The sequence below is a fragment of the Streptomyces sp. NBC_00299 genome, assembly GCF_036173045.1.
GTDB classification, from domain to species: domain Bacteria; phylum Actinomycetota; class Actinomycetes; order Streptomycetales; family Streptomycetaceae; genus Streptomyces; species Streptomyces machairae.
The window spans coordinates 4,963,833-4,987,662 of sequence record NZ_CP108039.1; the positions used below are offsets into that span (position 1 = coordinate 4,963,833).

Here is a 23,830-nt window from a genome sequence, read left to right on the forward strand (position 1 = left end):
TGCGGCGCCGGGACCGATGGTGACTGACATGAGCGATCACCACAGCACCTGTCGCAGCCCATGAAATCCCTTACTACGCCGTCGTGTTCAGGTCGGTGCGTACCGAGACGGATGCCGGATACCACGCGACCGCCGAGCGCATGGGAGAGCTGGTGAAGGAGGTCCCCGGGTTCCTCGGCGAGGACTCGGCACACACGCCGGGCGGCCTGTCCGTCACCGTCGCCTACTTCCGGGACCTCGCCGGCATCGAGCAGTGGCGGACCGACGCGGAGCACCGTGCGGCCAAGGCGTACGGTCGTGAGCACTGGTACGAGCGGTACGTCGTTCACATCGCCCAGGTCGAGCGGAGCACCGCGTTCGAGCGCGTCGGCGGGGGCCCGAACTCGCCGTCGGCCAAGGAGTTCCCAGGGGCTCCCTGAGAGCCTCCTGTGCGTTTCTCAGGAAAATCACAGGTTTCAGAAAGCGTGTTCTCAGAGGACCCCGACATGGTGTCCGCTATGACCACGACCTCGCCCCAGGGGCGCACCGAACTGCTGAGGCCGGACGGGAGCCCCGTCCGAGTGCTTGTGGTGGACGACGAGATGTCGATCACCGAACTCCTGTCCATGGCCCTGCGTTACGAGGGCTGGCAGATCCGGAGTGCGGGGGATGGCACCGGTGCCATCCAGACCGCGCGTGACTTCCGGCCCGACGCCGTCGTCCTGGACATGATGCTGCCGGACATGGACGGGCTGACCGTTCTCGGCAGGCTGCGGCGCGAGTTGCCGGACGTGCCGGTGCTGTTCCTGACGGCCAAGGACGCCGTGGAGGACCGTATCGCCGGGCTCACCGCCGGTGGCGACGACTACGTCACCAAGCCCTTCAGTCTGGAGGAGGTCGTCGCCCGGCTGCGCGGGCTCATCCGGCGTTCCGGCGCCGCCGACCGGCGGTCGGACTCCGTGCTCGTCGTCGGCGACCTGACGCTCGACGAGGACAGCCACGAGGTGTCGCGGGGCGGGGAGAACATCCACCTCACCGCCACCGAGTTCGAGTTGCTGCGCTTCCTCATGCGCAACCCGCGGCGCGTGCTCAGCAAGGCCCAGATACTCGACCGCGTGTGGTCGTACGACTTCGGTGGACAGGCCAATGTCGTCGAGCTGTACATCTCCTACCTGCGCCGGAAGATCGACGCCGGTCGGGAGCCGATGATCCACACCCGGCGCGGTGCCGGTTATCTGATCAAGCCCGCGGTGTCATGAGCGGGCGACGACGACCGCGTACGCAGAAGAGACGGGCGGGCCAGCCGCGCACCCTGCGGACGCGGCTCGTCGTCGCTTCCGTGGTGCTGATCGCCGTGGTGTGTGCGGTGATCGGCACCGTGACGACGCTCGCTCTGCGCTCGCACCTGTACGAACAGCTCGACGGTCAGCTCAACGAGGTCGCGGCGCGGGCATCGGGTTCGTTCAGGCCTCCGGGCCAGCCCAAGGACACCGAGGCGCCCGACCAGGAGAGGAAACCCAAGGCGGTCGTCCTCGAGGAATTCGTCGCCAAGGGACCGCAGCCGAGCGGCACCATCGCGGCGAAGGTCCAGAACGGCTCCGTCACCGAAGCCCAGATCGGCAAGAAGACCACGGACGACAACGGCGTCCCCCAGATGAAGCCCGAGTCGCTCAGCGAGGCCGCGACGCAGGCGATCGGTTCCGTTGCCCAGGACACCGAGAAGCACACCGTCGACATCCCCGGCTACGGCGCGTACCGCGTCCAGTACGCCACCGGCCCCAACGGCACCTTCTACGTCGCCATCCCGACCACCGACGTCGACAACACCCTCAACACCCTCATCCTCATCGAAGCCAGCGTCACCGCCGCCGCCCTGGTCGCGGCCGGTATCGCCGGCACGGTGATCGTCGGCGTGGCCACCCGCCCCCTGCGCAGGGTCGCCGTCACGGCCACCCGCGTCTCCGAACTCCCCCTCCACACCGGCGAGGTCAACCTCAGCGAACGCGTCCCCGAGACCGAGACCGACCCGCACACCGAGGTCGGCCAGGTCGGGGCCGCGCTCAACCGGATGCTGGACCACGTCCACGGTGCCCTGCACTCCCGCCAGCAGAGCGAGATGCGGGTGCGGCAGTTCGTGGCCGACGCCAGCCATGAGCTGAGGACGCCGCTCGCCTCCATCCGCGGGTACGCCGAGCTGACCAGACGCGGCAGAGAGGAGGTCGGCCCCGACACCCGGCACGCGCTCGGCCGTATCGAGTCCGAGGCCGGGCGCATGACCCTCCTCGTCGAGGATCTCCTCCTGCTCGCCCGGCTGGACGCAGGACGGCCCCTGCAGTTCGAGCAGACCGACCTCATCCCGCTCGTCGTGGACACCATCAGCGACGCCCGCGCGGCCGGCATGGACCACAACTGGCGCCTCGACCTGCCCGACGAGCCCGCGCTCGTGTCGGCGGACGCGGCGCGGCTGCAACAGGTCCTCGTCAATCTGCTGGGCAACGCCCGCAACCACACCCCACCGGGTACGACCGTCACCGCCCGTGTGCAGCGACGCGGCCCGTGGCTGTGCGTGGACGTCGAGGACAACGGCCAGGGCATCCCGTCCGATCTGCTCCCGCACGTCTTCGAGAGGTTCGCGCGCGGTGACTCCGCGCGCTCCCGTGCCACCGGCTCGACGGGCCTGGGCCTCGCGATCGTGCAGGCCGTGGCGACCGCGCACGGCGGCGCCGTGACCGTCGACAGCGTGCCCGGGCGGACCGTCTTCACGGTGCATCTGCCCGCGCTCCGCACGCCGCCGAGCCCCGAAATGAGCTGGCAACAGCACTCACAGGCACAGCACAGTGCCACCACATGGGCGCAACAGGGCGCCTGACAAAAGTCGGTGTCATGCGAACCGACTCTTCTCCCGGCACCCTGCCGGCGCGGGAGCACCTCCCGGCCGGCGACGCCGGTACGCCTGTTCTGGACGTAGTGATCCCCGTCTACAACGAGGAGAAGGACCTCCAGCCGTGTGTGCTGAGACTGCATGATCACCTCAAGCGCACCTTCCCGTACGCGTTCCGCATCACGATCGCGGACAACGCGTCGACGGACACCACCCCCGAGGTGTCCCGGCGGCTGGAGGCGGAGATCCCGGAGGTCAAGGCCTTCCGGCTGGAGCAGAAGGGCCGCGGCCGGGCGCTGCGGACCGTCTGGTCGGCCTCGGAGGCCCCGATCCTCGCCTACATGGACGTGGACCTGTCCACCGACCTCAACGCCCTGCTCCCGCTGGTGGCGCCGCTGATCTCCGGTCACTCGGATCTGGCGATCGGCTCCCGGCTCAGCCGGAGCTCACGCGTGGTGCGCGGCGCCAAGCGGGAGTTCATCAGCCGCACGTACAACCTCATCCTGCGCGGCTCGCTCCAGGCCCGTTTCTCGGACGCGCAGTGCGGCTTCAAGGCGATACGCCGCGATGTCGCCCAGGTGCTGCTGCCACTGATCGAGGACACCGGCTGGTTCTTCGACACCGAGATGCTGGTGCTCGCCGAGCGCGCGGGCCTGCGGATCCACGAGGTGCCGGTCGACTGGGTCGACGACCCCAACTCGACGGTGCACATCGTGAAGACGGCGACCGACGACCTCAAGGGCGTGTGGCGGGTGGGCAGGGCCCTGGCGACCGGCTCGCTGTCGCTGGACCGGCTCACCCGTCCCTTCGGCGACGACCCGCGCGACCGCGAGATCGAGGACGTACCCAAGGGCCTGGCCCGTCAGCTCGTCGGCTTCTGTGTCGTCGGCGGCCTGTCCACCCTCTTCTACCTCCTCCTCTACAGCGGCTTCCGCGTCTTCACCGGCTCGCAGATCGCCAACGCGCTCGCCCTGCTGGTCTCCGCGATCGCCAACACGGCGGCCAACCGGCGCCTCACCTTCGGGGTGCGCGGCCGGGGCGGTGCCGTCCGGCATCAGGCGCAGGGCCTGGTCGTCTTCGGGATCGGACTCGCCCTGACCAGCGGTTCGCTGGCCGCCCTGAACGCGGCCAGCAGCGACCCCGGCCACTCGACCGAACTCGCCGTCCTGATCGCCGCCAACCTCGCGGCGACCGTGCTGCGCTTCCTGCTCTTCAGGGCGTGGGTGTTCCCGGACCGACGCGACGCCGACGCGACGGTGGGCGCCCCGTACAGCCCGGGCCACACCCCGGCCCACACCTCGGCCCACACCCCGTCCTCCCCGACCTACTCCACGGTGGGCGCCGGCTCCATGGCGCAGCCTGGCCACCACGGCCCGCTCCCGCAGCGCCCGGTCACCCGGAGCGCTCCCCACCACCCGTTCGACACCACTCAGTTCCGCGCCGGTGAAGCCGCGGACGGCAGCTGGCGGGACGCCACCATGCAGTTGCAGCCGGTGCGCCCGCACGACACCGACTCCAGGGACCTGCGATGACCGTTCACTACGACCAGCAGACCTACGACCACGGCAGAGACGCGGACCCCGCCACGTGGGGCCCTCCCCCGCCGCCCCCGTCAGCCGCACCGGCGCCCGAGGCCGGTGAACCCAAGCAACCCTTCGTACGACGGCTGTGGCGCGGGCGTCCCGAGGACCCGCGCTGGGCCCGCCCGGCCTTCCTGGGCCTCCTCCTCGCCACCCTCGTCCTCTACCTCTACAACCTGAGTGCCTCCGGCTACGCCAACTCCTTCTACTCGGCGGCCGTCCAGGCCGGCAGCCAGTCCTGGAAGGCGTTCTTCTTCGGCTCGCTGGACGCGGCCAACGCCATCACCGTCGACAAGCCCCCGGCCTCCCTGTGGCCGATGGCCCTGTCGGTCCGCCTCTTCGGCCTCCACTCCTGGGCGATCCTGCTCCCTGAAGTCCTGATGGGCGTCGGCACGGTGGCCGTGGTGTACGCGGCCGTGCGCCGCCGGTTCAGCCCCGCGGCCGGCCTGATCTCGGGCGCGGTGCTGGCGCTCACACCCGTCGCGGCGCTGATGTTCCGGTTCAACAACCCGGACGCGATGCTGGCCCTGCTGATGGCCGTGGCCTGCTACTTCGTCATCCGGGGCCTGGAGGACGGCCGTACCAAGTGGCTGGTGTGGGCGGGCGTCGCGATCGGTTTCGCGTTCCTCGCCAAGACCCTGCAGGCCTTCCTGATCCTGCCGCCGCTCGCGCTCGTGTACGCGGTCTGCGCGCCGGTGTCGGTGAAGAAGCGGGTCGGTCAGCTCGCCGCGGGCCTCGCCGCGATCGTCGTCTCCGGCGGCTGGTGGGTCGCGATCGTCGAACTGTGGCCCGCGTCCTCCCGCCCCTACATCGGCGGCTCGCAGAACAACTCCTTCCTTGAACTGACCTTCGGCTACAACGGCCTCGGCCGGCTCAACGGCGACGAGACCGGCAGCGTCGGCGGGGGCGGTGGCGGCGGCAACGGCGGCGGCAACTGGGGCGAGACCGGCTGGGACCGCCTGTTCAGCTCCAGCATCGGCGGGCAGATCTCCTGGCTGATCCCGGCCGCGCTGATCCTGCTGATCGCGGGCCTGGTGGCCACGCTCCCCCACTCTCGAATGCGCTCAAGCGGGGGGACCCCCATGGCACGCCGTACGTCGGTGACGCGCGGGTCGTTCCTGGTCTGGGGCGGCGCACTGATCACGACCATGCTGGTCTTCAGCTACATGCAGGGCATCTTCCACGAGTACTACACGGTGGCCCTCGCCCCCTACGTCGCCCCGCTGATCGGCATGGGAGCGGCGCTGCTCTGGGAGAAGCGCGACAAGGCGTGGGCGTCGCTGACCCTGGCCGCCGCGATGACGGCCACCGCGGTCTGGGGCTACGTCCTGCTCAACCGCTCCTCCGACTATCTGCCCTGGCTGAAGTGGGTCGTGCTGGTCGGCGGTCTGGCCGCGGCGCTGGGCCTGGTCTTCGCCTCGAAGGTCGGACGTCAACTCGCCATGGGAGTCATCGGGTTGGGCCTCGTCGCGGCGCTGGCCGGTCCGACCGCGTACACCCTCACCACGGTGACCGAGGGCCACACCGGCTCGATCGTCACGGCGGGGCCCGCTGTCTCGGGCGGCCGTGGCGGTGGCCCCGGCGGTGGCGGCATGGGCGGCGGCCCCGGCGGTGGCGGCATGCCCGGCCAGAACCAGCAGGGTCAGCAGGGCCAAGGCCAAGGTCAGGGGCAGGGGCAGCAGGGCGGTCAGAACCAGCAGAACGGCAACGGCTTCCCGGGCGGCGGTATGCCGGGCCAGGGCCGGCCGAACGGCAATGGCAACACTCAGGGTCAGAACCAGCAGGGCGGCGGCCAGATGGGTGAAGGCGGTCGTATGGGCGGCGGTGGCGGCGTGGGCGGCCTGCTCAACGGGGCCAGCGTCAGCGACGAGGCCAAGGACCTGCTGGAGAAGAACGCGAGCGACTACACCTGGGTGGCCGCGGCCATCGGCGCCCAGAACGCCGCGAGCTACCAGCTCTCCACCGGCGACCCGGTCATGGCGATCGGCGGCTTCAACGGCACCGACCCGTCCCCGACGCTGGCGGAGTTCAAGAAGTACGTGACCGAAGGAAAGATCCACTACTTCATCTCCAGCGGCTCCGGCGGCGGCATGGGCGGCAGCAGCAGCGGCACGTCCTCACAGATCACCGAGTGGGTCGAGGCCAACTTCAAGCAGGTGACGGCCGGCTCGTCGACGTTCTACGACCTGACGCAGCAGACCGGCAGCTGACGGTTCTCGTAGTGCAAGGGCGTACGGCCGCCGAGGCCGTACGCCCTTCCGGCGTTCCGGGGCGGCGGAAATTCGCGTTGTACGGTGTATGGGATCTGTTCTACGGTGTACAGCATGACGACGTCCCCCCAGGAACAGGCCCCGGCCGAGCCACAGCCCGCAGCGCCGGGCGGCCACCCGCAGCGGTGGCTGATCCTCGGTGTCCTGTGCGTCGCGGTGCTCACCGTGGTGCTCGACAACACCGTCCTGAACGTGGCCATCCCCTCGCTCACCCGCGAACTGGACGCGGCCACCTCCGACATCCAGTGGATGATCAACGCCTATTCGCTAGTTCAGTCGGGTCTGCTGCTGACGGCAGGCAGCGCCGCCGACCGCTACGGCCGCAAGAAGATGCTGGCCGCGGGCCTGGCCCTGTTCGGGGTGGGCTCGCTCGTGGCCGGCCTCGCCGACTCCACGGGCCAGCTGATCGCGGCCCGCGCCGGGATGGGCGTCGGTGGCGCCCTGCTGATGACCACCGTCCTGGCCGTGGCCATACAGATCTTCACGCCGGAGGAACAGCCGAAGGCGATCGGCATCTGGGCCGCGGTGAACTCGCTGGGCTTCGCGGCGGGGCCGCTGCTCGGCGGCTTCATGCTGAACCACTTCTGGTGGGGCGCGATCTTCCTGATCAACATCCCAGTGGCGGTGCTCGCCCTCGTGGCCGTCGTGATGCTGGTCCCGGAGTCGAAGAACCCGCAGGGAGACCGCCCCGACCTGCTCGGCGCCGTGCTCTCCACGATCGGCATGGCCTCCCTGGTGTTCGCGATCATCTCCGGGCCCGAACACGGCTGGGCGTCGGGCCGCGTCCTGATGACGGCGGCCGTGGCCGTCGTCGTGCTGGTCGCCTTCGCGTACTGGGAGAGCCGGATTCCGTACCCCATGATCGACATGCACTTCTTCCGGAACCGGCAGTTCACAGGGGCGGTCTCGGGCGGAATCCTGATCACGTTCGGCATGGGCGGGTCGCTCTTCCTGCTCACCCAGCACATGCAGTTCGTGCTCGGCTACGAGCCACTGGAGGCCGGGCTGCGCACAGCCCCGCTCGCCCTGATGATCGTGGCGCTGAACTTCACCGGCGTGGCGGCGAAGTGGTCGGCCCGACTGGGTAACCCGCTCGCCATCGGGCTCGGCATGGCGGTCATGGCGGCCGGCCTGGCCTCCATCGCCACGATGGCCTCCGGCGGCTACGCCGGCACGCTGCTGGGGCTGGTCCTCATCGGCACCGGTGCCGCGGTCGCCAGTCCGGCGATGTCACACGCCATCATGAGCGCGATTCCGCCGGAGAAGGCCGGAGTCGGCGGCGGGATCAACGGGACGGTGGCGGAGTTCGGCACCGGGTTGGGGGTCGCCGTACTGGGGGCGCTGCTCAACTCGCGGTTCGCGGCGCTGATTCCGGTGGCGGCGACGTCCCTGCCGGCGGCGCTGTCCATGGCGGACGGCGAGGCCGAGAAGGGGCGGATTCTGGACGCGTTCTCGTCCGGTCTGGAGAGCAGTCTGTTGGTGGGGGCGGCGGCTGTGCTGCTCGGAGGGTTGGTCGCGTGGGCGTTGCTTCGGCGTGCTGAGCGGGCAGAGTTCGCCTGAGAGCTCGGGACGCAGGGGCTGTGGGGCGCGACTGCCGGTTCGTTGTGGCTGATCGCGCCCACGCGGCGGAGCCGCGAATCGACACAGCCCCGCGCCCCTATGGGGGCGTTGCCGCCTAGCATCTTGATCAGTGACGGAGTCGAGGAAGGTGCGCCATGGTGAGGGCAGCCGGGCAGTCCGCGCGGACCAGCGTCTGGCTCGAGGGCAAGGAACGTCGTGGCGGACGGGGCGGCGGGCAGCCCTCCGGCCTCGACCGCGACCGGATCACCGAGGTGACCATACGGCTGCTGGACGCGGACGGGCTGGCCAAGTTCTCCATGCGACGCCTGGCCGCCGAGCTGAACGTGACCGCGATGTCCGTGTACTGGTACGTCGACACCAAGGACGACCTCCTCGAACTCGCCCTGGACGCCGCGTTCGGTGAGCTGACCCTGCCCGACCCGGAGACCGACGAGGACTGGCGCGACCAACTGCGCGCGCTGGCCCGCGAGTATCGCGGCCTGCTGGTCCGGCACCCGTGGCTGTCGCCGCTGATCGGCACGTACGTCAACATCGGCCCGAACAGCCTCGCCTTCTCCCGCCTGGTCCAGCGGATCATCCGCAAGACCGGCCTCCCGGCACACGGCCTGGTCGCGGCCATCTCCGCCGTCTTCCAGTTCGTGTACGGCTTCGGCACGATCGAGGGCCATTTCATCGCCCGCAGCGCCGCGTTCGGCATGACCCCCGACGACTACTTCCAGCACGCCATGAGCACGGTCACCCAGGCCCCGGAGGCCGCCGACATCGTCCAGGAGTCCGCGGAACTCATGGAGGCGCGGGGCGGCGACACGGTGCAGGAGATGTGGGAGCGGGACTTCGGCTTCGCCCTGGACCTACTGGTGGCGGGCATCGAGGCCATGGTGGCGCGAAGCGCCCCACAGCCCCCTAACTCCCAGCCCCCTGCCCCTTAGGCGCCGCCCTCAACGAGCCGCGCAGGAAACCCACCCGTCGCCACCGGCCCCCACTTCTCCGGCGTGACCCGAATGATCGACTTCCCCTGCTTCAGCATCGCCGCCCGGTACTCGTCCCAGTCCGGATGCTCCCCGGCGATGTTGCGGTAGTACTCGACGAGCGGCTCCACCGACTCCGGCGAGTCGATGACCTCGGCGGAACCGTCGATCTGCACCCACGGCCCGTTCCAGTCGTCGCTCAGCACGAGCAGGCTGACCCGCTGGTCCCGCTTGGCGTTGCGCGTCTTGGCCCGCTCGGGGTACGTGGACACCACGATCCGCCCCGAGTCGTCCACCCCGCAGGTCAGCGGCGAGGCCTGCGCGCTGCCGTCGGCCCGCCGGGTCAGCAGGATGGCGCGGTGACGGGGCCGTACGAAGTCGAGCAGCTCTTCGAGCGAAACGCGCGTGTTGGTCGCGATGTTCGGTGCCATGGGGTCAGCGTAGAGGCCGGCCGGCCCTCTCAGCCTGACCCTGGCGTGCCTACCCTTGCGGCAGGGATTCCCCCTGGACCGCCTGGATGTCCAGCTCGACCTTGAGCGTCGTACCGATGGCCGCGATCCCCGCCTGCACGACCTGGTTGTAGTTCATGGCGAAGTCGTCCCGGTGCAGTTCGGTCGTCGCCCGGAACGCCGCCCGTGTGCCGCCCCAGGGGTCGGCGCCCGTGCCGAGGTAGGCGAGGTCCAGGTCCACCGGCCGTACGACACCGTGCATGGTGAGCTCGCCGTGCACCGTCCAGCGGTCGGTGCCCGCGGCAGCCGTGACCCCCGTGGAGCGATACGTGATCTCGGGGAACTTCTCCACATCCAGGAAGTCCGGTGACTTCAGGTGCCCGTCCCGCATGCCGTTCCCCGTGTCGATCGAGTCGGCCCGGATCACCGCCTCGACCCGCGACTTGGTCACATCGTCCGGCGCGATCTCGATCGAGCCCCCGAACTCCGTGAACCGCCCGTGCACGCTGGAGATCCCGAGGTGCTGGGCGACGGCGGCCACGCTGGAGTGGGCCGGGTCGACCGTCCACGGCCCGGGCGGCGGCAGTTCCGTGCCGCCCTGCCGGGCCAGCGTCACCGTGCCGACCTCGGCCCGGCCGCTCGCGGTGACGATCGCGCTCGCGGCGGCGGGGGCGTAGCCGACGGCGGTGACGATGACGGTGTACGCCCCCGCAGGCAGCGGATTCGCGTCCCGTACGGCCCCCTCCGCGTCCGCCTCCGCCCGCAGCACCTGCGTTCCGGTCATGTCCGTCACCGTGACGACCGCGTGCGACACGGCCCAACCGTCCCGGGTACGGATCCTCGCGGTCAGTCCCATCTCACGTACTCCCTCAGAAAGTCCCAAAAGAATCCGGCCCGCGGCGGCGGCGCACCTCCGCTCAGAGCGCGCCGCCCGCCACGGGCCGGGGCATGGCCCGGTCGCCAATCTCCCGCCTGCCGTTCGGGCGGACGACGGGAGATTGACGACCGGGCCATTCGACTACTCGCCGGGGTGGGCGAGTTCGATGTCGTGGTCGTCGGCTCCGCGGCCGGTGACCGTCAGGGCCGTCGCCACCGGCGGGTAGCCCGTCGCGATGACCGTGTACTCGCCGCCGTCCAGGTCGGTGAAGGCGTACGCCCCGTCCGGCCCGGTGGTGGCACTGCCCACGACGTTGCCCGCGGCGTCCACCAGCGTGACGCGCGCGTCGGCCAGCGGACCGTGCGGCGCCCGTACGACGCCCTGGACCTGGGCACCTGCCTCCAGGTCGACCTCGACCCGGGTGACCCCGGTGCCGCCGATCTCGACGGGCAGGGCGCGCGGCCGGTATCCGGCGGCGTTCACCGCGACGGTCACGGCACCCGGGACCAGCTCGGCGAAGCTGAACTCGCCCTGCTCGCCGGTGGCCGCCGTGGCCAGCAGATCGCCGCGCACGTCGGTGACGATCACCATCGCGTCCTTGACGGCCAGTGCGCTCCCCGCGGCCCGGACCACGCCGGTCACGCCGCTGGTGCCGCTGAGCAGGATGTCGTACGCCACCGGGTCGTCGCCGCCCACGACGATCGTGGAGGCCTGCGGCTGGAAGCCGTCGGCGGAGGCGATCAGGACGTACGAGCCCGCGCCGGGCGCGTCGACCGCGTACGAGCCGTCGCCCTGTGCCACCGAGCGGCCCAGCTGGCGCCCGGCCAGTGAGATCAGCGTGACGGCGGCCTGCGGCACCGGCGCGCTCTCCGCGCCCCGCACGAAGCCGCGGACCGGGACGCCGCCGGACGACGCACCGCCGGTCTCCTCGGCACGCGCCACCGTGGCGACGGCGGCGAGCTTCTGGGTGCCGTCGGGAGCGGCCTCCGTGTCCAACGAGGCGGAGGAGGAGGCGGAGGCCCAGCTCGGGACCCGCTCCTGCGCGGCGGCCGGCGCGGCGGCCTCGAGGGGCTCCGGCGTCGCGGGCTCGGCGGCCTCGGCGGCCTGGGCCAGGGCGCCCTTGGTCTTCAACGGAACCTCCTTGATGAACAGGGCGAACAGGAGGGCGAGGAAGGCGATCGGCGCGGCGTACAGGAAGACGTCCGCGACGCCGTGGCCGTACGCGCTCTCGATGACCGTGCGCACCGGCCCCGGCAGCGCGTCGAGGTCGGGGATCTCGCCGTGGCCGGACGAGCCGCCCTGGACGCCGAGCTTGGTCATGCCCTCCTCGGCGTAGTGGGTGATGCGGTGGCTGAGGACCGCGCCGAGGGCCGAGACGCCCATGGCGCCGCCGAGGGAGCGGAAGAAGTTCACGACCGAGCTGGCGACGCCCAGGTCGCTCGGGGCCACCTGGTTCTGGGTCGCCAGGACCAGGTTCTGCATCATCATGCCGACGCCGAGACCCAGCAGGGCCATGAAGATCGCGACGTGCCAGTACTCGGTGTCGTAGCGGATCGTGCCCAGCAGGCCGAGGCCCGCCGTCACCAGCACACCGCCGGCGAGCAGCCACGCCTTCCAGCGGCCGGTGCGGGTGATGACCTGGCCGGAGACGGTCGACGAGACGAACAGGCCGACGATCATCGGGATCGTCAGGACACCGGACATGGTCGGCGACTCGTTGCGGGCCAGCTGGAAGTACTGGCTGAAGAAGATCGTGCCCGCGAACATCGCGATGCCGACGAAGAGGGACGCCAGCGAGGCGAGCGTGATGGTGCGGTTGCGGAACAGGCGCAGCGGGACGATCGGCTCGCTCGCCTTGGACTCGACGAGGACGAAGATCAGCAGCAGCGCGAGCGCGCCGCCCGTCATCGCGTAGGTCTGCCAGGACAGCCAGTCGTACTTGTCACCGGCGAAGGTCACCCAGACCAGCAGCAGGCAGACCGCGGCGGTGATGAAGAAGGCGCCGGCCCAGTCGACCTTGACCTTCCGGCGGACGACCGGGAGGTGCAGGGTGCGCTGCAGCACGATCAGGGCGACGACGGCGAAGGGCACGCCGACGTAGAAGCACCAGCGCCAGCCGAGCCAGTCGGTGTCGGTGATGACACCGCCGATCAGCGGGCCGCCGACCATCGCGGTCGCGAAGGTGGCGCCGAGGTAGCCGTTGTACCGGCCGCGCTCACGCGGGGAGATCATCGCGGCCAGGATGATCTGGGCCAGCGAGGACAGACCGCCCATGCCGATGCCCTGCACCGCGCGGAACGTGATGAGCATGGCCGGGTTCTGCGACAGACCGGCCAGCGCGGAGCCGGCCACGAAGATCACGAGGGCCAGCTGTATGAGGAGCTTCTTGGAGAAGAGGTCGGCGAGCTTGCCCCACAGCGGGGTGGACGCGGTCATCGCCAGCAGCGACGCGGTGACCACCCAGGTGTAGGCGCTCTGGCCGCCGCCGAGGTCCTTGATGATGTCGGGCAGGGCGTTGGAGACGATCGTCGACGACAGGATCGCGACGAACATGCCGAGCAGCAGCCCGGTCAGTGCCTCCATGATCTGCCGGTGCGACATCGGGGCGCCGTCGGCGGAGGCACCTGCTGAGTGCTTGGCGTGCGCCCGCACACCGGCTGGTGTGGTCGTTGCCATGAAATTCCTTTTCCTACTGGGTGATCGCGGGTGTACGGGGGGACTCGTCGAAGGACGTCCTCAGCCGCGCCATGAGCCGGGTGAGCTGGGCGACCTCGTCATCGGTCCAGTCGCTCAGGCGCTCGGCGAGCATCTGCGTGGTGCACCGCGAAAGCCGGTCCACCTGTGCCAGGCCCTCGGGCGTCAGGCGCAGGATGCGTGAACGCTTGTCCGCCGGGTCGGCGGACCGTTCGATCCAGCCGCGCTCCACGATGTGGGCGACATGGCGACTGGTGACCGACATGTCCACGGCCAGCAACTCCGCGAGCCTGCTCATGCGCATGTCGCCGTGGCGGTTCAGCAAGGTCAGGACGGCGGCGGAACCGGCGGGACAGTCGGACGGCAGGACCCGCCCCATCTCCCGCTTCACGGCGCCGAAGGCGCTGAACTGACGGACCAGCTCCTCGTACTGCGCCTGCTCGGCCATCACACCTCCGTCATTTGTTGCTTAGGGCAACCATAGAAGCCGTTGGTTGCTACAGGCAAACAAAGTGAGGTGGCTGGCCGCAAAAACTTGGCAAAGGCAAGTATTGCGACCGTAAATGTGCAGGTCGGGTGGGTCCTGTGACCCCCTGTGCAGGGCGGCAGCCCCCACTTGGGCCGAACGCGCGGATTCGCTAGGGTCTCAGGCCATGGCTAACACCCAGGGCCCCCAGGGCAACCACGACCCCGCAGGCAACACCCAGATGTTCCGCGCGTTCGTCGACGAGGGCCCGCAGGGCGGTCGGCAGCAGGCGGCTTCGAGCGGTCCCCGCATCGGCCTGATCGTCGGCGTGATCGCCGCCGTGGTGATCGTCGCGGCGGTCGCCTGGCTGGCACTCAAGTAGACCTACGGGCCCTGCGACAGACCTAGTCCCACTGGACGGAGACGTCCTGCGTCTCGATGTGCATGCCGAGCGGCACCCGCCAGGACTCGACGCACACCGTCCAGCTCTTCTCCTTGTGCGCGCCGGCCTTGATCGGCGCCGGGATTTCCTCCGACGACTCGATCGTCGCCCAGTCGATGCCGAGCGCGCCGATGATGTGGGTACCGAAGGTGACGGTGCCCGAACGCACGGCCGTGCCGCCCGAGTTGCGGAAGTCGAGCGTCACCTTCTCGCACCAGCGTTTGTCCGCGGGCTCCCGTACGGGGTCGCTCACGGTCAGCTTCGCGGGCGAGGGAGTGGTCGCGGGCGTCGAGGGTGCGGGTGAACTGCCGGGCGGGGCGGCCGGGTCGGCCGGCGTGACCGCACGGCCGGGGGATTCGTTCGGGGGACTGCCGGGACTCGCCGTCCCTTCGCGCTCTGCTTCCAGGGCAGGTGTCGGCTCCTGACTCCCGCCCTGGCCAGGGGAGTTACGGCCGCTCTCACCGCCGCCACCACTGTTGTCGCCACCCTCGCCGCCCGCGCCGCCCTTCGGCCCGTCGAGCGGCACCAGCGTCACCTCGCCCGTCGGCGCGGCAGCCGTACCGGAGATGCGGGGCGGGCCGCCCGCCGCGCCCGTCGCGACATACCCGTCACCGTCTCCGCCGCCCCCGCACGCGGCCAGCGCCCCGCCCAGGCAGACGACGGCCGCCGAAGCACCGATCACGGTGCGCCGACGGCCAGGTGTCGAGGTCGTCCATATCCGGCGAAGCATCGGGCCATGGTGACTGACGCTCCGTCAAATATGAAGGGGGGAGCAGGAGTCAGTCGGAGATGAGGCCTTCGCGCAGCTGCGCCAGGGTCCGGGTCAGCAGCCGGGAGACGTGCATCTGGGAGATGCCGACCTCCTCGCCGATCTGCGACTGGGTCATGTTCGCGAAGAAGCGGAGCATGATGATCCGGCGCTCGCGGGGCGGGAGTTTGGCCAGCAGTGGCTTGAGGGACTCGCGGTACTCGACGCCCTCGAGGGCGGTGTCCTCGTACCCGAGCCGGTCGGCCAGGGAGCCCTCGCCGCCGTCGTCCTCCGGGGCCGGGGAGTCCAGCGAGGAGGCGGTGTACGCGTTGCCGACCGCGAGGCCGTCGACGACGTCCTCCTCGGACACGCCCAGCACGGCGGCGAGTTCGGTCACCGTCGGGGAGCGGTCCAGCTTCTGGGAGAGCTCGTCGCTGGCCTTGGTGAGGGCGAGGCGCAGCTCCTGGAGCCGGCGCGGCACGCGCACCGACCACGAGGTGTCGCGGAAGAACCGCTTGATCTCGCCGACCACCGTCGGCATCGCGAAGGTCGGGAACTCCACCCCGCGTTCGCAGTCGAAGCGGTCGATCGCCTTGATCAGGCCGATGGTGCCGACCTGGACGATGTCCTCCATCGGCTCGTTGCGCGAGCGGAAGCGGGCGGCCGCGTAGCGCACCAGCGGGAGGTTGAGTTCGATCAGCGTGTCCCGGACGTACGCGCGTTCGGGGCTGTGCTCGTCCAGTGCGGCGAGCCGCAGGAACAGGGAGCGGGACAGGGTGCGGGTGTCGATGTCACCCGAGGCCGGGACGGCCGGGACATCGGTTGCCGGGAGGGCCTGGGCCGGGACGGCCTCCAGAGCCGTGACGTCGTCGAGAACGGCGTCGGGCGCGGACTCGCTCTTTGTGAGCGTGAGCACCTTCGAGCTGCCCTGGTCTGCGGACATGCCACCCCCTTTGGGTCGCGGGACGGTCGTGGCGAACGCTCCGAACGAGGAACGCCAGCCTTCACCTGAATACCGGAGCCGAAGCCACGGCAAACGCGCTTCCCGAAGAATGTCACATGTCGGCAACACGCTGTAGAGACATGTCGACATGTGAGGCTTGAATCCGCCCTGGATAAACGGGGTCTGACGGTTTTTCAACGGACAACTGTCGGGATCCGCCCTGGTGAGCGATTCGCTCGCGACGGTGACTACTCGATCCTGCTTGCGGTTACGCGTCGATCCGGTTCGCCGAACGCAGTCGCTGGAAGCTACGCGCGAGTAGCCTCGAAACGTGCATCTGGGAGACCCCGAGTTCCGCACTGATTTGCGACTGGGTGAGGTTGCTGTAGTACCGCAGAAGAAGGATTCGCTGTTCGCGTTCGGGGAGTTGGACCAGCAGGTGCCGCACCAGGTCCCGGTGCTCCACGCCGTCCAGGGCCGGGTCCTCGTAGCCGAGGCGGTCCAGCAGTCCGGGCAGCCCGTCGCCCTCCTGCGCGGCCTCCAGCGAGGTGGCGTGGTACGAGCGTCCGGCCTCGATGCAGGACAGCACCTCGTCCTCCGTGATGCGCAGCCGCTCGGCGATCTCGGAGGTGGTGGGGGTGCGCCCGAAGCTGGTGGTGAGGTCCTCGGTCGCGCTGTTGACCTGGACCCACAGCTCGTGCAGCCGGCGCGGTACGTGGACCGTGCGGACGTTGTCCCGGAAGTACCGCTTGATCTCGCCGACGACGGTCGGCATGGCGAACGTCGGGAACTGCACGCCCCGCTCCGGGTCGAAGCGGTCGATGGCGTTGATGAGCCCGATCGTGCCGACCTGGATCACGTCCTCCATCGGCTCGTTGCGGGAGCGGAAGCGGGCGGCCGCGTAGCGCACGAGCGGGAGGTTGGCCTCGATGAGCGCCCCGCGCACGCGGTTGTGCTCCGGCGTGCCCGGCTTCAGGTCCTTGAGCTCCCCGAAGAGCACCTGTGTCAGCGCCCGGGTGTCGGCACCGCGGCTGCGGGGCGGCGGGGACGCGGGGGTGTCCTCCTGGGTCGGGGCTTGAGGCGCAGTACTGGCCGGCACGGTCAACTCCACCTCGTGATCCATCAACTCATCCGTCAAAAGCGGTCATAGCATCACAAGACAGTTCATTGTGTTCAAGTACCGCATAATCCCGTGTTGGGGATGGAACGCTGCGCAAGACACGCGAAAGCCCCCCGCCGTTCCGGCGGAGGGCTGCGGGGGTTCCGGAAGGATCCGGGGGGCCGTGGCTCAGAATTCGTAGTCGGCGATCACCCAGGTGGCGAACTCCCGCCACAGCGTGACGCCCGCCTGGTGCTCGGGGTGCTCCGCGTACGTGCGCAGGGCGGCGGCGTCCTCGAAGGCGGAGTTGATGGCGAAGTCGTAGGCGATGGGGCGGTCGCTGAAGTTCCAGCCGAGCTCCCAGTGCCGCAGCTCGGGGATCTTGCCCTCCAGTGAGCGGAAGGCCTCGACGCCCTCCACGACCCGCGGGTCGTCGCGCTCGACGCCCTCGTTGAGCTTGAAGAGGACCAGGTGGCGGATCATGAGTACTCCCTGCGGCAGGACCTAGCTGTCGCCACCGTTGGCGATCCACGTCATGAAGTCGCCGATGGCCTGGGCGGCGTCCGATATGCCCTCGAACCCTATCTGCACGTAGTCGGCGGCCTTGGCCGGGTCCGTGATGATCACGTAGAGCGCGAAGACCACGACCACATAGACGGCGACCTTCTTCGAATTCACCGCCATCGCGGCCTCCCCTGTGGCTGCTGTTTCTGACTGTGTCTGCTGCGCCGAACGTGTCGAAAGAGCCGAAAGGGCCCCGTGTTGCCGGCGGTGAGTGTAACCTTCGCGCCTCTCGGGAGATCAACAGCACGAAGGGCCCCGTCTGACGACGGGGCCCTTCTTCAGCGGTAGCGGAGGGATTTGAACCCTCGGTGACTTGCGCCACACTCGCTTTCGAGGCGAGCTCCTTCGGCCGCTCGGACACGCTACCGAGGGAGACCTTACAGCACCTCCCGGCCTGCTCTGAAATCGGTATTCGCCGAGCTCGGATCACCGATCCCGGAAGAAGTCCGTGAGCAGCCGGGCGCACTCCTCGGCGAGCACGCCCTCGATCACCTCGGGCCGGTGATTGAGCCGCCGGTCGCGCACGACGTCCCACAGGGAGCCCGCCGCGCCGGCCTTCTCGTCCCGGGCGCCGTAGACGACCCGGTCGACCCGGGACTGCACGATGGCGCCCGCGCACATCGTGCAGGGCTCCAGCGTGACGACGAGCGTGCAGTCGGACAGCCGCCATCGGCCGACCTGCGCGGCGGCCCTGCGGATCGCCAGGACCTCCGCGTGGGCGGTCGGATCGCCGGTCGCCTCGCGCTCGTTGTGGCCGACGCCCAGCACGGTCGTGCCGTCGGCGGACAGCACGACGGCGCCGACGGGGACGTCCCCGCCCCGGACGGCCCGTTCGGCCTGGTCCAGGGCGAGCCGCATCGCGGCCCGCCAGCGGTCGCGTACGGGGTCGGGCACTTCGGATTCCTCATCCACTTCGGGCCCCTCGGGTGCCGACCCCGGGTCGAACGAGGTCAGCGGACGGTCTCCAGCACCTCCGAGGCGCCCAGCGCCTCGGCGATCGCGCCCAGCGCGTCCTCGGCGTCCAGGGCCTTGAGTTCCTTCATGCCGACGCCGAGGTCGTCGAGGATCTCGCTGTCGCCGACGGGGCTGTGCGGGACGGCGTCCGCGCCGCCGCCCTCCTCGTCGTCGTCGGAGTCGCCGTCGGGCTCCTCCGTGCCGTCGAGGTCGAGGGAGTCCAGGTCGGCGCTGTCGTCGCCGGGCTCCCTGCCGAGCAGTTCGTCGGTGAGCAGGATCTCGCCGTAGCTGCTGCGGGCAGCGGCGGCGGCGTCCGAGACGTAGATACGCGGGTCGTCCTCGCCGTCGATGCGGACGACGCCGAACCAGGCGTCCTCCTGCTCGATGAGCACCAGCACCGTGTCGTCCTCGGGCGAGGCTTCACGGGCCAGTTCGGCCAGATCCGACAGGGTCTCCACATCGTCGAGCTCTGTGTCGCTCGCTTCCCACCCGTCTTCGGTGCGCGCGAGCAGTGCGGCGAAGTACACCGTGACTCTCCCACTGGTCATAGGCGTGCCGGTTGGGGGTCCCCCCGGCGGAGGTTGGGGGCGGGGAGAGCTGTGCTCCGAGCCCACCCACTCGGAATCGTGGCAGAAACAATGCGTTCAGGGGACGTCTTCGGCTCCCTGTGTCCGGCAGTTTTGATCGCGTCGTCCCGAGGGGGTCCGCGAGCACGTCCGTGAAGGACTCACCAGCACACTCGTTGCCGCCACGTGCGGATCGTACGCGGCTTTTCCAGGTGTCCACGCACGCCCACCGCCTCAACGCCCCCGAAGGGTACGGATCTTCCCGGGTGCCTCGCCCTACCAGCGGAACGTGCGCATGCGCATGGCGTGGCGCAGCCGGGCCGCCTTGGCGCGGCGTGGCTGGACACGGTCCCGCAGCGCGCGGGCCTCGGCGAGCTCCCGCAGGAACTGTGCCCGGCGGCGACGGCGCGCGGAGTCGGCTTCCTCCTGCGCGGTGTCCGCCGGGGACTCACGGTCAGGCATAGGCACACCACCCCCGGTACGTCCCTCCCACTTTCCCTCCGACGGGCGGTTTGATGCCGGCGCAAGGGTTAAGTGATGGCCCTGGGGTTGCTGCGTGTGAGGACGCTCGGCATACCGGGCCCGGTTACTGTTGTGGACATGCGTCTCCACGTCGTCGACCATCCCCTGGTCGCCCACAAGCTCACCGCGCTGCGCGACCAGCGCACCGACTCCGCGACCTTCCGCCGGCTCGCCGACGAACTGGTCACCCTGCTCGCCTACGAGGCCACGCGGGACGTGCGCACCGAAGCGGTCGACATCACGACCCCGGTCACCGACACCACCGGCGTCAAGCTCTCCTACCCGCGCCCCCTCGTGGTGCCGATCCTGCGCGCCGGCCTCGGCATGCTGGACGGCATGGTCCGGCTGCTGCCGACCGCCGAGGTGGGCTTCCTGGGCATGATCCGCAACGAGGAGACGCTCCAGGCCTCCACGTACGCCACGCGCATGCCGGAGGACCTCTCGGGCCGTCAGGTCTACGTCCTGGACCCGATGCTCGCCACCGGCGGCACGCTGGTCGCGGCGATCCAGGAGCTCATCAAGCGCGGCGCCGACGACGTCACGGCCGTGGTGCTGCTGGCCGCCCCCGAGGGCGTCGAGCTCATGGAACGCGAGCTGGCGGGCACCCCGGTGACGGTCGTGACGGCCGCCGTCGACGACCACCTCAACGAGCACGGGTACATCGTGCCGGGGCTCGGGGACGCGGGGGACCGCCTGTACGGCGCCGCCGAGTAGCCCTACCGGGCTGCCGAACGGGCCCCACGAGGCTGAGTGGCCCTGCTTTCCCTCAGCAGCTCTTCTTGCCGGTGGGCGTCGGCTCGGGGTTGGCCAGCGCGGCCAGCGCCTTGTCGGCGTCCGCCTTCTTCGCGAGCTCCTTGAAGCCGTTGCCGATGATCAGGTCGACGGCCGGGCCCTTGCGCGCGGCGTCGGTGCGGCGCTCTGCGGTGCCGAGCTGGGTGCCCAGGACGGGCAGCGCGGTGTCCAGGGACGACGACGGGCCGAGCAGCAGCCCGGTGCCCTTGACCTTCTTGTCGAACTCCTTGGCCGCGTTGCCCACGTCGCCGATCTTGAAGCCGCGCTTCTTCAGCTCGTCCGCGGTCTGCTTGGCGAGGCCGCTGCGGGTCGTGGCGTTGAACACGTTGACGGTGATCCCGCCCGGCTTGGGCAGGGCCGCCGCGGCGGTGGCCGAGGGCGTGGCCCGGGACCCGCAGTCGGCCTTCGGACCGGCCGCCGAGGCCTTTCCGCCGTCGGTGAAGACATCGATGAGCTGCAGAGTGCCCCAGCCGATCATGCCTAGTACGGCGGCCGAGGCGACGGTGAGGACGACGAGCCTGCCGCGCCGCCGCGGACGGCGCATTCGCGGGTACTTGTCCCCCTTGATCCGGTACTGGCCGCCCATGCCCGGGGGAGTCAGCATGCTCATGGGCGCAGCGTAGTGCGCCCGAGCGGCAATGCCTACTAGATGATCATTCGATACCGCCCGGTCCAACCCGAAAGGGCCAACAAGTGGCGCCCGGGAGTGGTCCGGCCCCGGTTTCAGTCCAGTTCGAGGACGCGCGCGTGCAGCACCTGGCGCTGCTGGAGCGCCGCGCGCACCGCGCGGTGCAGGCCGTCCTCCAGATACAGGTCGCCCTGCCACTTCACGACGTGCGCGAAGAGGTCGCCGTAGAACGTCGAGTCCTCGGCGAGCAGGGTTTCCAGATCGAGCTGGCCCTTGGTCGTCACGAGCTGATCGAGGCGGACCGGGCGCGGCGCGACGTCCGCCCACTGCCGGGTGCTTTCCCGGCCGTGGTCGGGGTACGGCCGGCCGTTTCCGATGCGCTTGAAGATCACACGGAAAGCCTACCGGTCAAGACCTTCCGGGCGCAGCCATGGCGGCGCAGTGCGACGCTGGAAAAGCCGGGGCAAACGGAATGAATCGGCAAAGATCGAGACGGCGACGGCCAGATCGACGGGCAGGCGGGGTGGTGCGACGGGTTGCTCCGAACGGGGGTACGTCGGAAATTTCAGTGGGCGGAGGTCTGGCATGAGCGAGCGAGAGAGCAGGGCCAAGGGCGGGCCGGGGACCGTGTCGTCGGCCGGGGCCGCCGGGACGCGGGGCACTGCCGCCGCGCTGCCGCAGGAGGCCCTGGAGATCGCCGCCGGGTATGCCTTCGGCGGCCCCGCCCTCGATCTGGGCGCCCTGCTCTGGGACGGCCGGTGCCTGCCCGACGCGCAGGTCCGGGTGCCGTTGCCCATGCTGAACCGGCACGGCCTGGTCGCGGGCGCCACCGGCACCGGCAAGACCAAGACGCTCCAGCTGATCGCCGAGCAGCTGTCGGCGCAGGGTGTGCCGGTGTTCCTGGCGGACATCAAGGGCGACCTGTCCGGGGTCGCGGCGCCGGGCCAGGCGAACGACAAGGTGCGCTCACGTGCCGCCGAGGTCCACCAGGAGTGGGCGGCGACCGGCTTCCCCGCCGAGTTCTACGCCCTCGGGGGCATCGGCCACGGCATTCCCGTACGGGCCACGGTCACCAGCTTCGGTCCGGTCCTGCTGTCCAAGGTGCTCCGGCTCAACCAGACCCAGGAGCAGTCCCTCGGCCTGATCTTCCACTACGCCGACACCAAGGGCCTGGAGCTGGTCGACCTCAAGGACCTCAGGGCGGTCGTCGCCTTCCTCACTTCGGACGAGGGCAAGGGGGAGCTCAGGAACATCGGCGGGCTCTCGACCGCCACCGCCGGGGTGATCCTGCGCTCCCTGACCGCCTTCGAGGCGCAGGGCATGGCGGACTTCTTCGGGGAGCCGGAGTTCGACACGAGCGAGTTCCTGCGGACGGCATCCGACGGGCGGGGCGTCGTGTCGGTCCTCGAACTGGCCGCCGTGCAGGACAGACCGCAGCTGTTCTCGACGTTCCTGATGTGGCTGCTCGCGGACCTCTTCCACGACCTGCCCGAGGTCGGGGACGCCGACAAGCCGAAGCTCGTGTTCTTCTTCGACGAGGCGCATCTGCTGTTCGACGACGCGTCCAAGGCCTTCCTGGACTCGATCGCGCAGACCGTGCGGCTGATTCGCTCGAAAGGGGTCGGCGTCTTCTTCGTGACGCAGACGCCGAAGGACGTCCCCGCCGATGTGCTCGGCCAGCTCGGCAACCGCATCCAGCACGCACTGCGCGCCTTCACGCCGGACGATCAGAAGGCGCTCAAGGCCACGGTGAAGACCTTCCCCAACTCGGCGTACGACCTGGAGGAACTCCTCACCGGCCTCGGCACCGGCGAGGCCGTGGTGACGGTGCTCAGCGAGAGGGGCGCCCCGACCCCGGTCGCCGCGACGCGGCTGCGGGCCCCCGAGTCGCTGATGGGGCCGGTCGAGGCCGGCGCGCTGGAGCGGGCGGTGACGGCGTCCGCGCTGTACGGGCGGTATGCACAGGCTGTGGACAGGGAGTCGGCGTACGAGCGGCTCCAGACGTCCCGCGGCGCGAAGGGTCCGGACGAGATGCGCGAGGCCACGGCGGCCGGGGAGCGCAGGGGCCGGCGGCAGGAGCGGGAGGAGCGGGGTGAGCGGAAGGAGCAGCCTTCCGTCGTCGAGCAGGTCGTCGGGAGCGGCATGTTCAAGTCCCTCGCCCGGTCGCTCGGTTCGCAGATCGGGCGGGAGATCACCCGGTCGGTCTTCGGCACGGCGCGGCGGAGGCGGTAGCCCCGCAGACCGGTGGACCCGGTGGGGCCCGCCTCCGCCGCGCCCGTGTCAGCCGCGCCCCCGTTCCTTCGGGGCGTGCTGCGGCTTCTCCTTCTGCGGCTGCGGCTTCGGCGTGTTGCGTACGGATTCCGCGCGCAGCAGGGCGCGCAGGACGGCGTAGTGGTCGGTGGGCATGGCTGTGCTCCTTGTGGCTCCTTGTTGCCGTACTGACTGACCTCGTCGCGGGGGTCTGTCAGCAGCGCAGGACCACAGTGCGCAGGACGTGTGTGAGATACGGCGGCCGTGGCGGCTCGGCAGGCGTCGGGCCCGCCCGGACGCATCGCGCGGGCTTCGGCTGCGGGTCGGTACCCGACCGTGCCGGGCGTACGGCGCTGCGCCGGTCGCCGCGGGCCGCCGGCCGCAGGGCCGTGTCGAGGACGTCGTGCTCGGCGACCTCGCCCAAGGCGCCCGCCACGACGGGCAGGGCGTGTGCCTGAGCGTGCGCGCCCGGCACCAGCAGCGCGAGCAGCAGCACGAGGACCCGCAGCCAGGCGCGGCTGCGCGAGGGGCGGCGTGCGGTACTCGCGGTACTCACGGAAGGTCATCTCCCCGGGTG

At 70.3% G+C, this 23,830-nt stretch carries 26 protein-coding genes and 1 tRNA gene; 10 read left to right on the forward strand and 17 right to left on the reverse strand.

The genetic code is table 11. From position 1 onward, the window contains the following. The first annotated feature begins 65 nt into the window (after positions 1-65). From OHT51_RS21915 to OHT51_RS21945, 7 genes are all read left to right on the forward strand, one after another. Positions 66-419, forward strand: coding sequence for an antibiotic biosynthesis monooxygenase family protein (locus OHT51_RS21915; RefSeq protein ID WP_443052721.1), 354 nt, complete (start codon positions 66-68; stop codon positions 417-419). A gap of 78 nt (positions 420-497) precedes the next feature. Next, the gene (locus OHT51_RS21920; RefSeq protein WP_328880624.1) at positions 498-1,238 is read left to right on the forward strand and encodes a response regulator transcription factor; all 741 of its coding nucleotides are present in this window, start codon (positions 498-500) and stop codon (positions 1,236-1,238) included. Then, a complete protein-coding gene (locus tag OHT51_RS21925) occupies positions 1,235-2,848 on the forward strand; it encodes a sensor histidine kinase (RefSeq protein WP_328880625.1) in 1,614 nt (537 codons plus the stop codon). The genes OHT51_RS21920 and OHT51_RS21925 overlap by 4 nt, the downstream gene beginning before the upstream one ends. A 14-nt stretch (positions 2,849-2,862) precedes the next feature. Further along, positions 2,863-4,392, forward strand: coding sequence for a bifunctional glycosyltransferase family 2/GtrA family protein (locus OHT51_RS21930; RefSeq protein WP_328880626.1), 1,530 nt, complete (start codon positions 2,863-2,865; stop codon positions 4,390-4,392). Next, complete coding sequence (locus tag OHT51_RS21935; protein ID WP_328880627.1) at positions 4,389-6,650, forward strand: ArnT family glycosyltransferase; 2,262 nt, start codon at positions 4,389-4,391, stop codon at positions 6,648-6,650. Before OHT51_RS21930 ends, OHT51_RS21935 begins: the two co-directional genes overlap by 4 nt. Positions 6,651-6,764: 114 nt before the next feature. Beyond that, the gene (locus OHT51_RS21940) at positions 6,765-8,270 is read left to right on the forward strand and encodes an MFS transporter (RefSeq protein WP_328880628.1); all 1,506 of its coding nucleotides are present in this window, start codon (positions 6,765-6,767) and stop codon (positions 8,268-8,270) included. Between the two features lie 155 nt (positions 8,271-8,425). Beyond that, positions 8,426-9,220 carry a TetR/AcrR family transcriptional regulator gene (locus OHT51_RS21945; protein ID WP_328880629.1) on the forward strand — a complete coding sequence of 265 codons (795 nt, stop codon included), beginning with the start codon at positions 8,426-8,428 and terminating at the stop codon, positions 9,218-9,220. Here the strand turns inward: OHT51_RS21945 and OHT51_RS21950 are convergent. The 4 genes from OHT51_RS21950 to OHT51_RS21965 all read right to left on the reverse strand — a co-directional run bounded on the left by OHT51_RS21950 (position 9,217) and on the right by OHT51_RS21965 (position 13,727). Beyond that, positions 9,217-9,690 (reverse strand): PPOX class F420-dependent oxidoreductase, encoded by a 474-nt coding sequence (locus OHT51_RS21950; RefSeq protein ID WP_328880630.1) that lies wholly within the window; start codon positions 9,688-9,690, stop codon positions 9,217-9,219. The genes OHT51_RS21945 and OHT51_RS21950 overlap by 4 nt on opposite strands. Before the next feature lie 49 nt (positions 9,691-9,739). Next, positions 9,740-10,564 carry a YceI family protein gene (locus OHT51_RS21955; RefSeq protein WP_328880631.1) on the reverse strand — a complete coding sequence of 275 codons (825 nt, stop codon included), beginning with the start codon at positions 10,562-10,564 and terminating at the stop codon, positions 9,740-9,742. A 162-nt stretch (positions 10,565-10,726) separates the two neighbouring features. Further along, the gene (locus tag OHT51_RS21960; protein ID WP_328880632.1) at positions 10,727-13,261 is read right to left on the reverse strand and encodes an MFS transporter; all 2,535 of its coding nucleotides are present in this window, start codon (positions 13,259-13,261) and stop codon (positions 10,727-10,729) included. Positions 13,262-13,274: 13 nt separating this feature from the next. Then, positions 13,275-13,727, reverse strand: a complete 453-nt coding sequence (locus OHT51_RS21965) for a MarR family winged helix-turn-helix transcriptional regulator (RefSeq protein ID WP_328880633.1) — start codon at positions 13,725-13,727, stop codon at positions 13,275-13,277. A gap of 205 nt (positions 13,728-13,932) precedes the next feature. On the opposite strand from OHT51_RS21965, the gene OHT51_RS21970 reads away from it, so the two are divergent. Then, positions 13,933-14,127, forward strand: a complete 195-nt coding sequence (locus tag OHT51_RS21970; protein ID WP_328880634.1) for a hypothetical protein — start codon at positions 13,933-13,935, stop codon at positions 14,125-14,127. Between the two features lie 22 nt (positions 14,128-14,149). Here the strand turns inward: OHT51_RS21970 and OHT51_RS21975 are convergent, their stop codons facing one another. The 9 genes from OHT51_RS21975 to OHT51_RS22015 all read right to left on the reverse strand — a co-directional run bounded on the left by OHT51_RS21975 (position 14,150) and on the right by OHT51_RS22015 (position 19,523). After that, complete coding sequence (locus OHT51_RS21975) at positions 14,150-14,917, reverse strand: hypothetical protein (RefSeq protein ID WP_328880635.1); 768 nt, start codon at positions 14,915-14,917, stop codon at positions 14,150-14,152. A 49-nt stretch (positions 14,918-14,966) separates the two neighbouring features. Further along, complete coding sequence (locus OHT51_RS21980) at positions 14,967-15,878, reverse strand: RNA polymerase sigma factor SigF (protein ID WP_328426320.1); 912 nt, start codon at positions 15,876-15,878, stop codon at positions 14,967-14,969. Positions 15,879-16,146: 268 nt separating this feature from the next. Further along, positions 16,147-17,001, reverse strand: coding sequence for an RNA polymerase sigma factor SigF (locus OHT51_RS21985; protein ID WP_328880636.1), 855 nt, complete (start codon positions 16,999-17,001; stop codon positions 16,147-16,149). A gap of 165 nt (positions 17,002-17,166) precedes the next feature. Next, positions 17,167-17,460 (reverse strand): Dabb family protein, encoded by a 294-nt coding sequence (locus OHT51_RS21990; protein ID WP_328880637.1) that lies wholly within the window; start codon positions 17,458-17,460, stop codon positions 17,167-17,169. Between the two features lie 21 nt (positions 17,461-17,481). After that, positions 17,482-17,661 (reverse strand): hypothetical protein, encoded by a 180-nt coding sequence (locus OHT51_RS21995; protein WP_328880638.1) that lies wholly within the window; start codon positions 17,659-17,661, stop codon positions 17,482-17,484. Positions 17,662-17,823: 162 nt separating this feature from the next. After that, positions 17,824-17,908 (reverse strand) — tRNA-Ser (locus OHT51_RS22000). 59 nt (positions 17,909-17,967) lie between these two features. Further along, a complete protein-coding gene (gene tadA / locus OHT51_RS22005; RefSeq protein WP_328884397.1) occupies positions 17,968-18,399 on the reverse strand; it encodes a tRNA adenosine(34) deaminase TadA in 432 nt (143 codons plus the stop codon). 92 nt (positions 18,400-18,491) lie between these two features. Beyond that, positions 18,492-19,022, reverse strand: a complete 531-nt coding sequence (locus tag OHT51_RS22010; protein ID WP_328884398.1) for a tRNA adenosine deaminase-associated protein — start codon at positions 19,020-19,022, stop codon at positions 18,492-18,494. 315 nt (positions 19,023-19,337) lie between these two features. Then, positions 19,338-19,523, reverse strand: coding sequence for a hypothetical protein (locus tag OHT51_RS22015; RefSeq protein WP_328880639.1), 186 nt, complete (start codon positions 19,521-19,523; stop codon positions 19,338-19,340). A 138-nt stretch (positions 19,524-19,661) separates the two neighbouring features. Between OHT51_RS22015 and upp the strand changes: the two genes are divergently transcribed. Beyond that, positions 19,662-20,297 carry a uracil phosphoribosyltransferase gene (upp, locus tag OHT51_RS22020; protein ID WP_328880640.1) on the forward strand — a complete coding sequence of 212 codons (636 nt, stop codon included), beginning with the start codon at positions 19,662-19,664 and terminating at the stop codon, positions 20,295-20,297. A 52-nt stretch (positions 20,298-20,349) separates the two neighbouring features. On the opposite strand, the gene OHT51_RS22025 is transcribed toward upp, so the two are convergent. Next, a complete protein-coding gene (locus tag OHT51_RS22025) occupies positions 20,350-20,961 on the reverse strand; it encodes a LytR C-terminal domain-containing protein (RefSeq protein ID WP_328884399.1) in 612 nt (203 codons plus the stop codon). Between the two features lie 137 nt (positions 20,962-21,098). Continuing rightward, positions 21,099-21,395, reverse strand: coding sequence for a type II toxin-antitoxin system VapB family antitoxin (locus tag OHT51_RS22030; RefSeq protein WP_003999914.1), 297 nt, complete (start codon positions 21,393-21,395; stop codon positions 21,099-21,101). Positions 21,396-21,588: 193 nt separating this feature from the next. Between OHT51_RS22030 and OHT51_RS22035 the strand changes: the two genes are divergently transcribed. Then, the gene (locus OHT51_RS22035; RefSeq protein WP_328880641.1) at positions 21,589-23,235 is read left to right on the forward strand and encodes a helicase HerA-like domain-containing protein; all 1,647 of its coding nucleotides are present in this window, start codon (positions 21,589-21,591) and stop codon (positions 23,233-23,235) included. Positions 23,236-23,283: 48 nt separating this feature from the next. Here OHT51_RS22035 and OHT51_RS22040 read toward each other — a convergent pair whose 3' ends face one another. Both OHT51_RS22040 and OHT51_RS22045 read right to left on the reverse strand, forming a co-directional pair. After that, a complete protein-coding gene (locus OHT51_RS22040) occupies positions 23,284-23,409 on the reverse strand; it encodes a hypothetical protein (RefSeq protein ID WP_328880642.1) in 126 nt (41 codons plus the stop codon). Between the two features lie 58 nt (positions 23,410-23,467). After that, positions 23,468-23,809 carry a hypothetical protein gene (locus OHT51_RS22045; RefSeq protein ID WP_328880643.1) on the reverse strand — a complete coding sequence of 114 codons (342 nt, stop codon included), beginning with the start codon at positions 23,807-23,809 and terminating at the stop codon, positions 23,468-23,470. Between the last annotated feature and the right edge of the window lie 21 nt (positions 23,810-23,830).

Excerpts from the sequence above, each read along its gene's own strand:
- OHT51_RS21920 (WP_328880624.1), top strand. The coding sequence starts at position 498 with ATGACCACGACCTCGCCCCAGGGGCGCACCGAACTGCTGAGGCCGGAC.
- OHT51_RS21925 (WP_328880625.1), top strand. The coding sequence starts at position 1,235 with ATGAGCGGGCGACGACGACCGCGTACGCAGAAGAGACGGGCGGGCCAG.
- OHT51_RS21930 (WP_328880626.1), top strand. The coding sequence starts at position 2,863 with ATGCGAACCGACTCTTCTCCCGGCACCCTGCCGGCGCGGGAGCACCTC.
- OHT51_RS21935 (WP_328880627.1), top strand. The coding sequence starts at position 4,389 with ATGACCGTTCACTACGACCAGCAGACCTACGACCACGGCAGAGACGCG.
- OHT51_RS21940 (WP_328880628.1), top strand. The coding sequence starts at position 6,765 with ATGACGACGTCCCCCCAGGAACAGGCCCCGGCCGAGCCACAGCCCGCA.
- OHT51_RS21945 (WP_328880629.1), top strand. The coding sequence starts at position 8,426 with ATGGTGAGGGCAGCCGGGCAGTCCGCGCGGACCAGCGTCTGGCTCGAG.
- OHT51_RS21950 (WP_328880630.1), bottom strand. The coding sequence starts at position 9,690 with ATGGCACCGAACATCGCGACCAACACGCGCGTTTCGCTCGAAGAGCTG.
- OHT51_RS21955 (WP_328880631.1), bottom strand. The coding sequence starts at position 10,564 with ATGGGACTGACCGCGAGGATCCGTACCCGGGACGGTTGGGCCGTGTCG.
- OHT51_RS21960 (WP_328880632.1), bottom strand. The coding sequence starts at position 13,261 with ATGGCAACGACCACACCAGCCGGTGTGCGGGCGCACGCCAAGCACTCA.
- OHT51_RS21965 (WP_328880633.1), bottom strand. The coding sequence starts at position 13,727 with ATGGCCGAGCAGGCGCAGTACGAGGAGCTGGTCCGTCAGTTCAGCGCC.
- OHT51_RS21970 (WP_328880634.1), top strand. The coding sequence starts at position 13,933 with ATGGCTAACACCCAGGGCCCCCAGGGCAACCACGACCCCGCAGGCAAC.
- OHT51_RS21975 (WP_328880635.1), bottom strand. The coding sequence starts at position 14,917 with ATGCTTCGCCGGATATGGACGACCTCGACACCTGGCCGTCGGCGCACC.
- OHT51_RS21980 (WP_328426320.1), bottom strand. The coding sequence starts at position 15,878 with ATGTCCGCAGACCAGGGCAGCTCGAAGGTGCTCACGCTCACAAAGAGC.
- OHT51_RS21985 (WP_328880636.1), bottom strand. The coding sequence starts at position 17,001 with ATGGATCACGAGGTGGAGTTGACCGTGCCGGCCAGTACTGCGCCTCAA.
- OHT51_RS21990 (WP_328880637.1), bottom strand. The coding sequence starts at position 17,460 with ATGATCCGCCACCTGGTCCTCTTCAAGCTCAACGAGGGCGTCGAGCGC.
- OHT51_RS21995 (WP_328880638.1), bottom strand. The coding sequence starts at position 17,661 with ATGGCGGTGAATTCGAAGAAGGTCGCCGTCTATGTGGTCGTGGTCTTC.
- tadA (WP_328884397.1), bottom strand. The coding sequence starts at position 18,399 with ATGCGGCTCGCCCTGGACCAGGCCGAACGGGCCGTCCGGGGCGGGGAC.
- OHT51_RS22015 (WP_328880639.1), bottom strand. The coding sequence starts at position 19,523 with ATGCCTGACCGTGAGTCCCCGGCGGACACCGCGCAGGAGGAAGCCGAC.
- upp (WP_328880640.1), top strand. The coding sequence starts at position 19,662 with ATGCGTCTCCACGTCGTCGACCATCCCCTGGTCGCCCACAAGCTCACC.
- OHT51_RS22025 (WP_328884399.1), bottom strand. The coding sequence starts at position 20,961 with ATGGGCGGCCAGTACCGGATCAAGGGGGACAAGTACCCGCGAATGCGC.
- OHT51_RS22035 (WP_328880641.1), top strand. The coding sequence starts at position 21,589 with ATGAGCGAGCGAGAGAGCAGGGCCAAGGGCGGGCCGGGGACCGTGTCG.
- OHT51_RS22040 (WP_328880642.1), bottom strand. The coding sequence starts at position 23,409 with ATGCCCACCGACCACTACGCCGTCCTGCGCGCCCTGCTGCGCGCGGAA.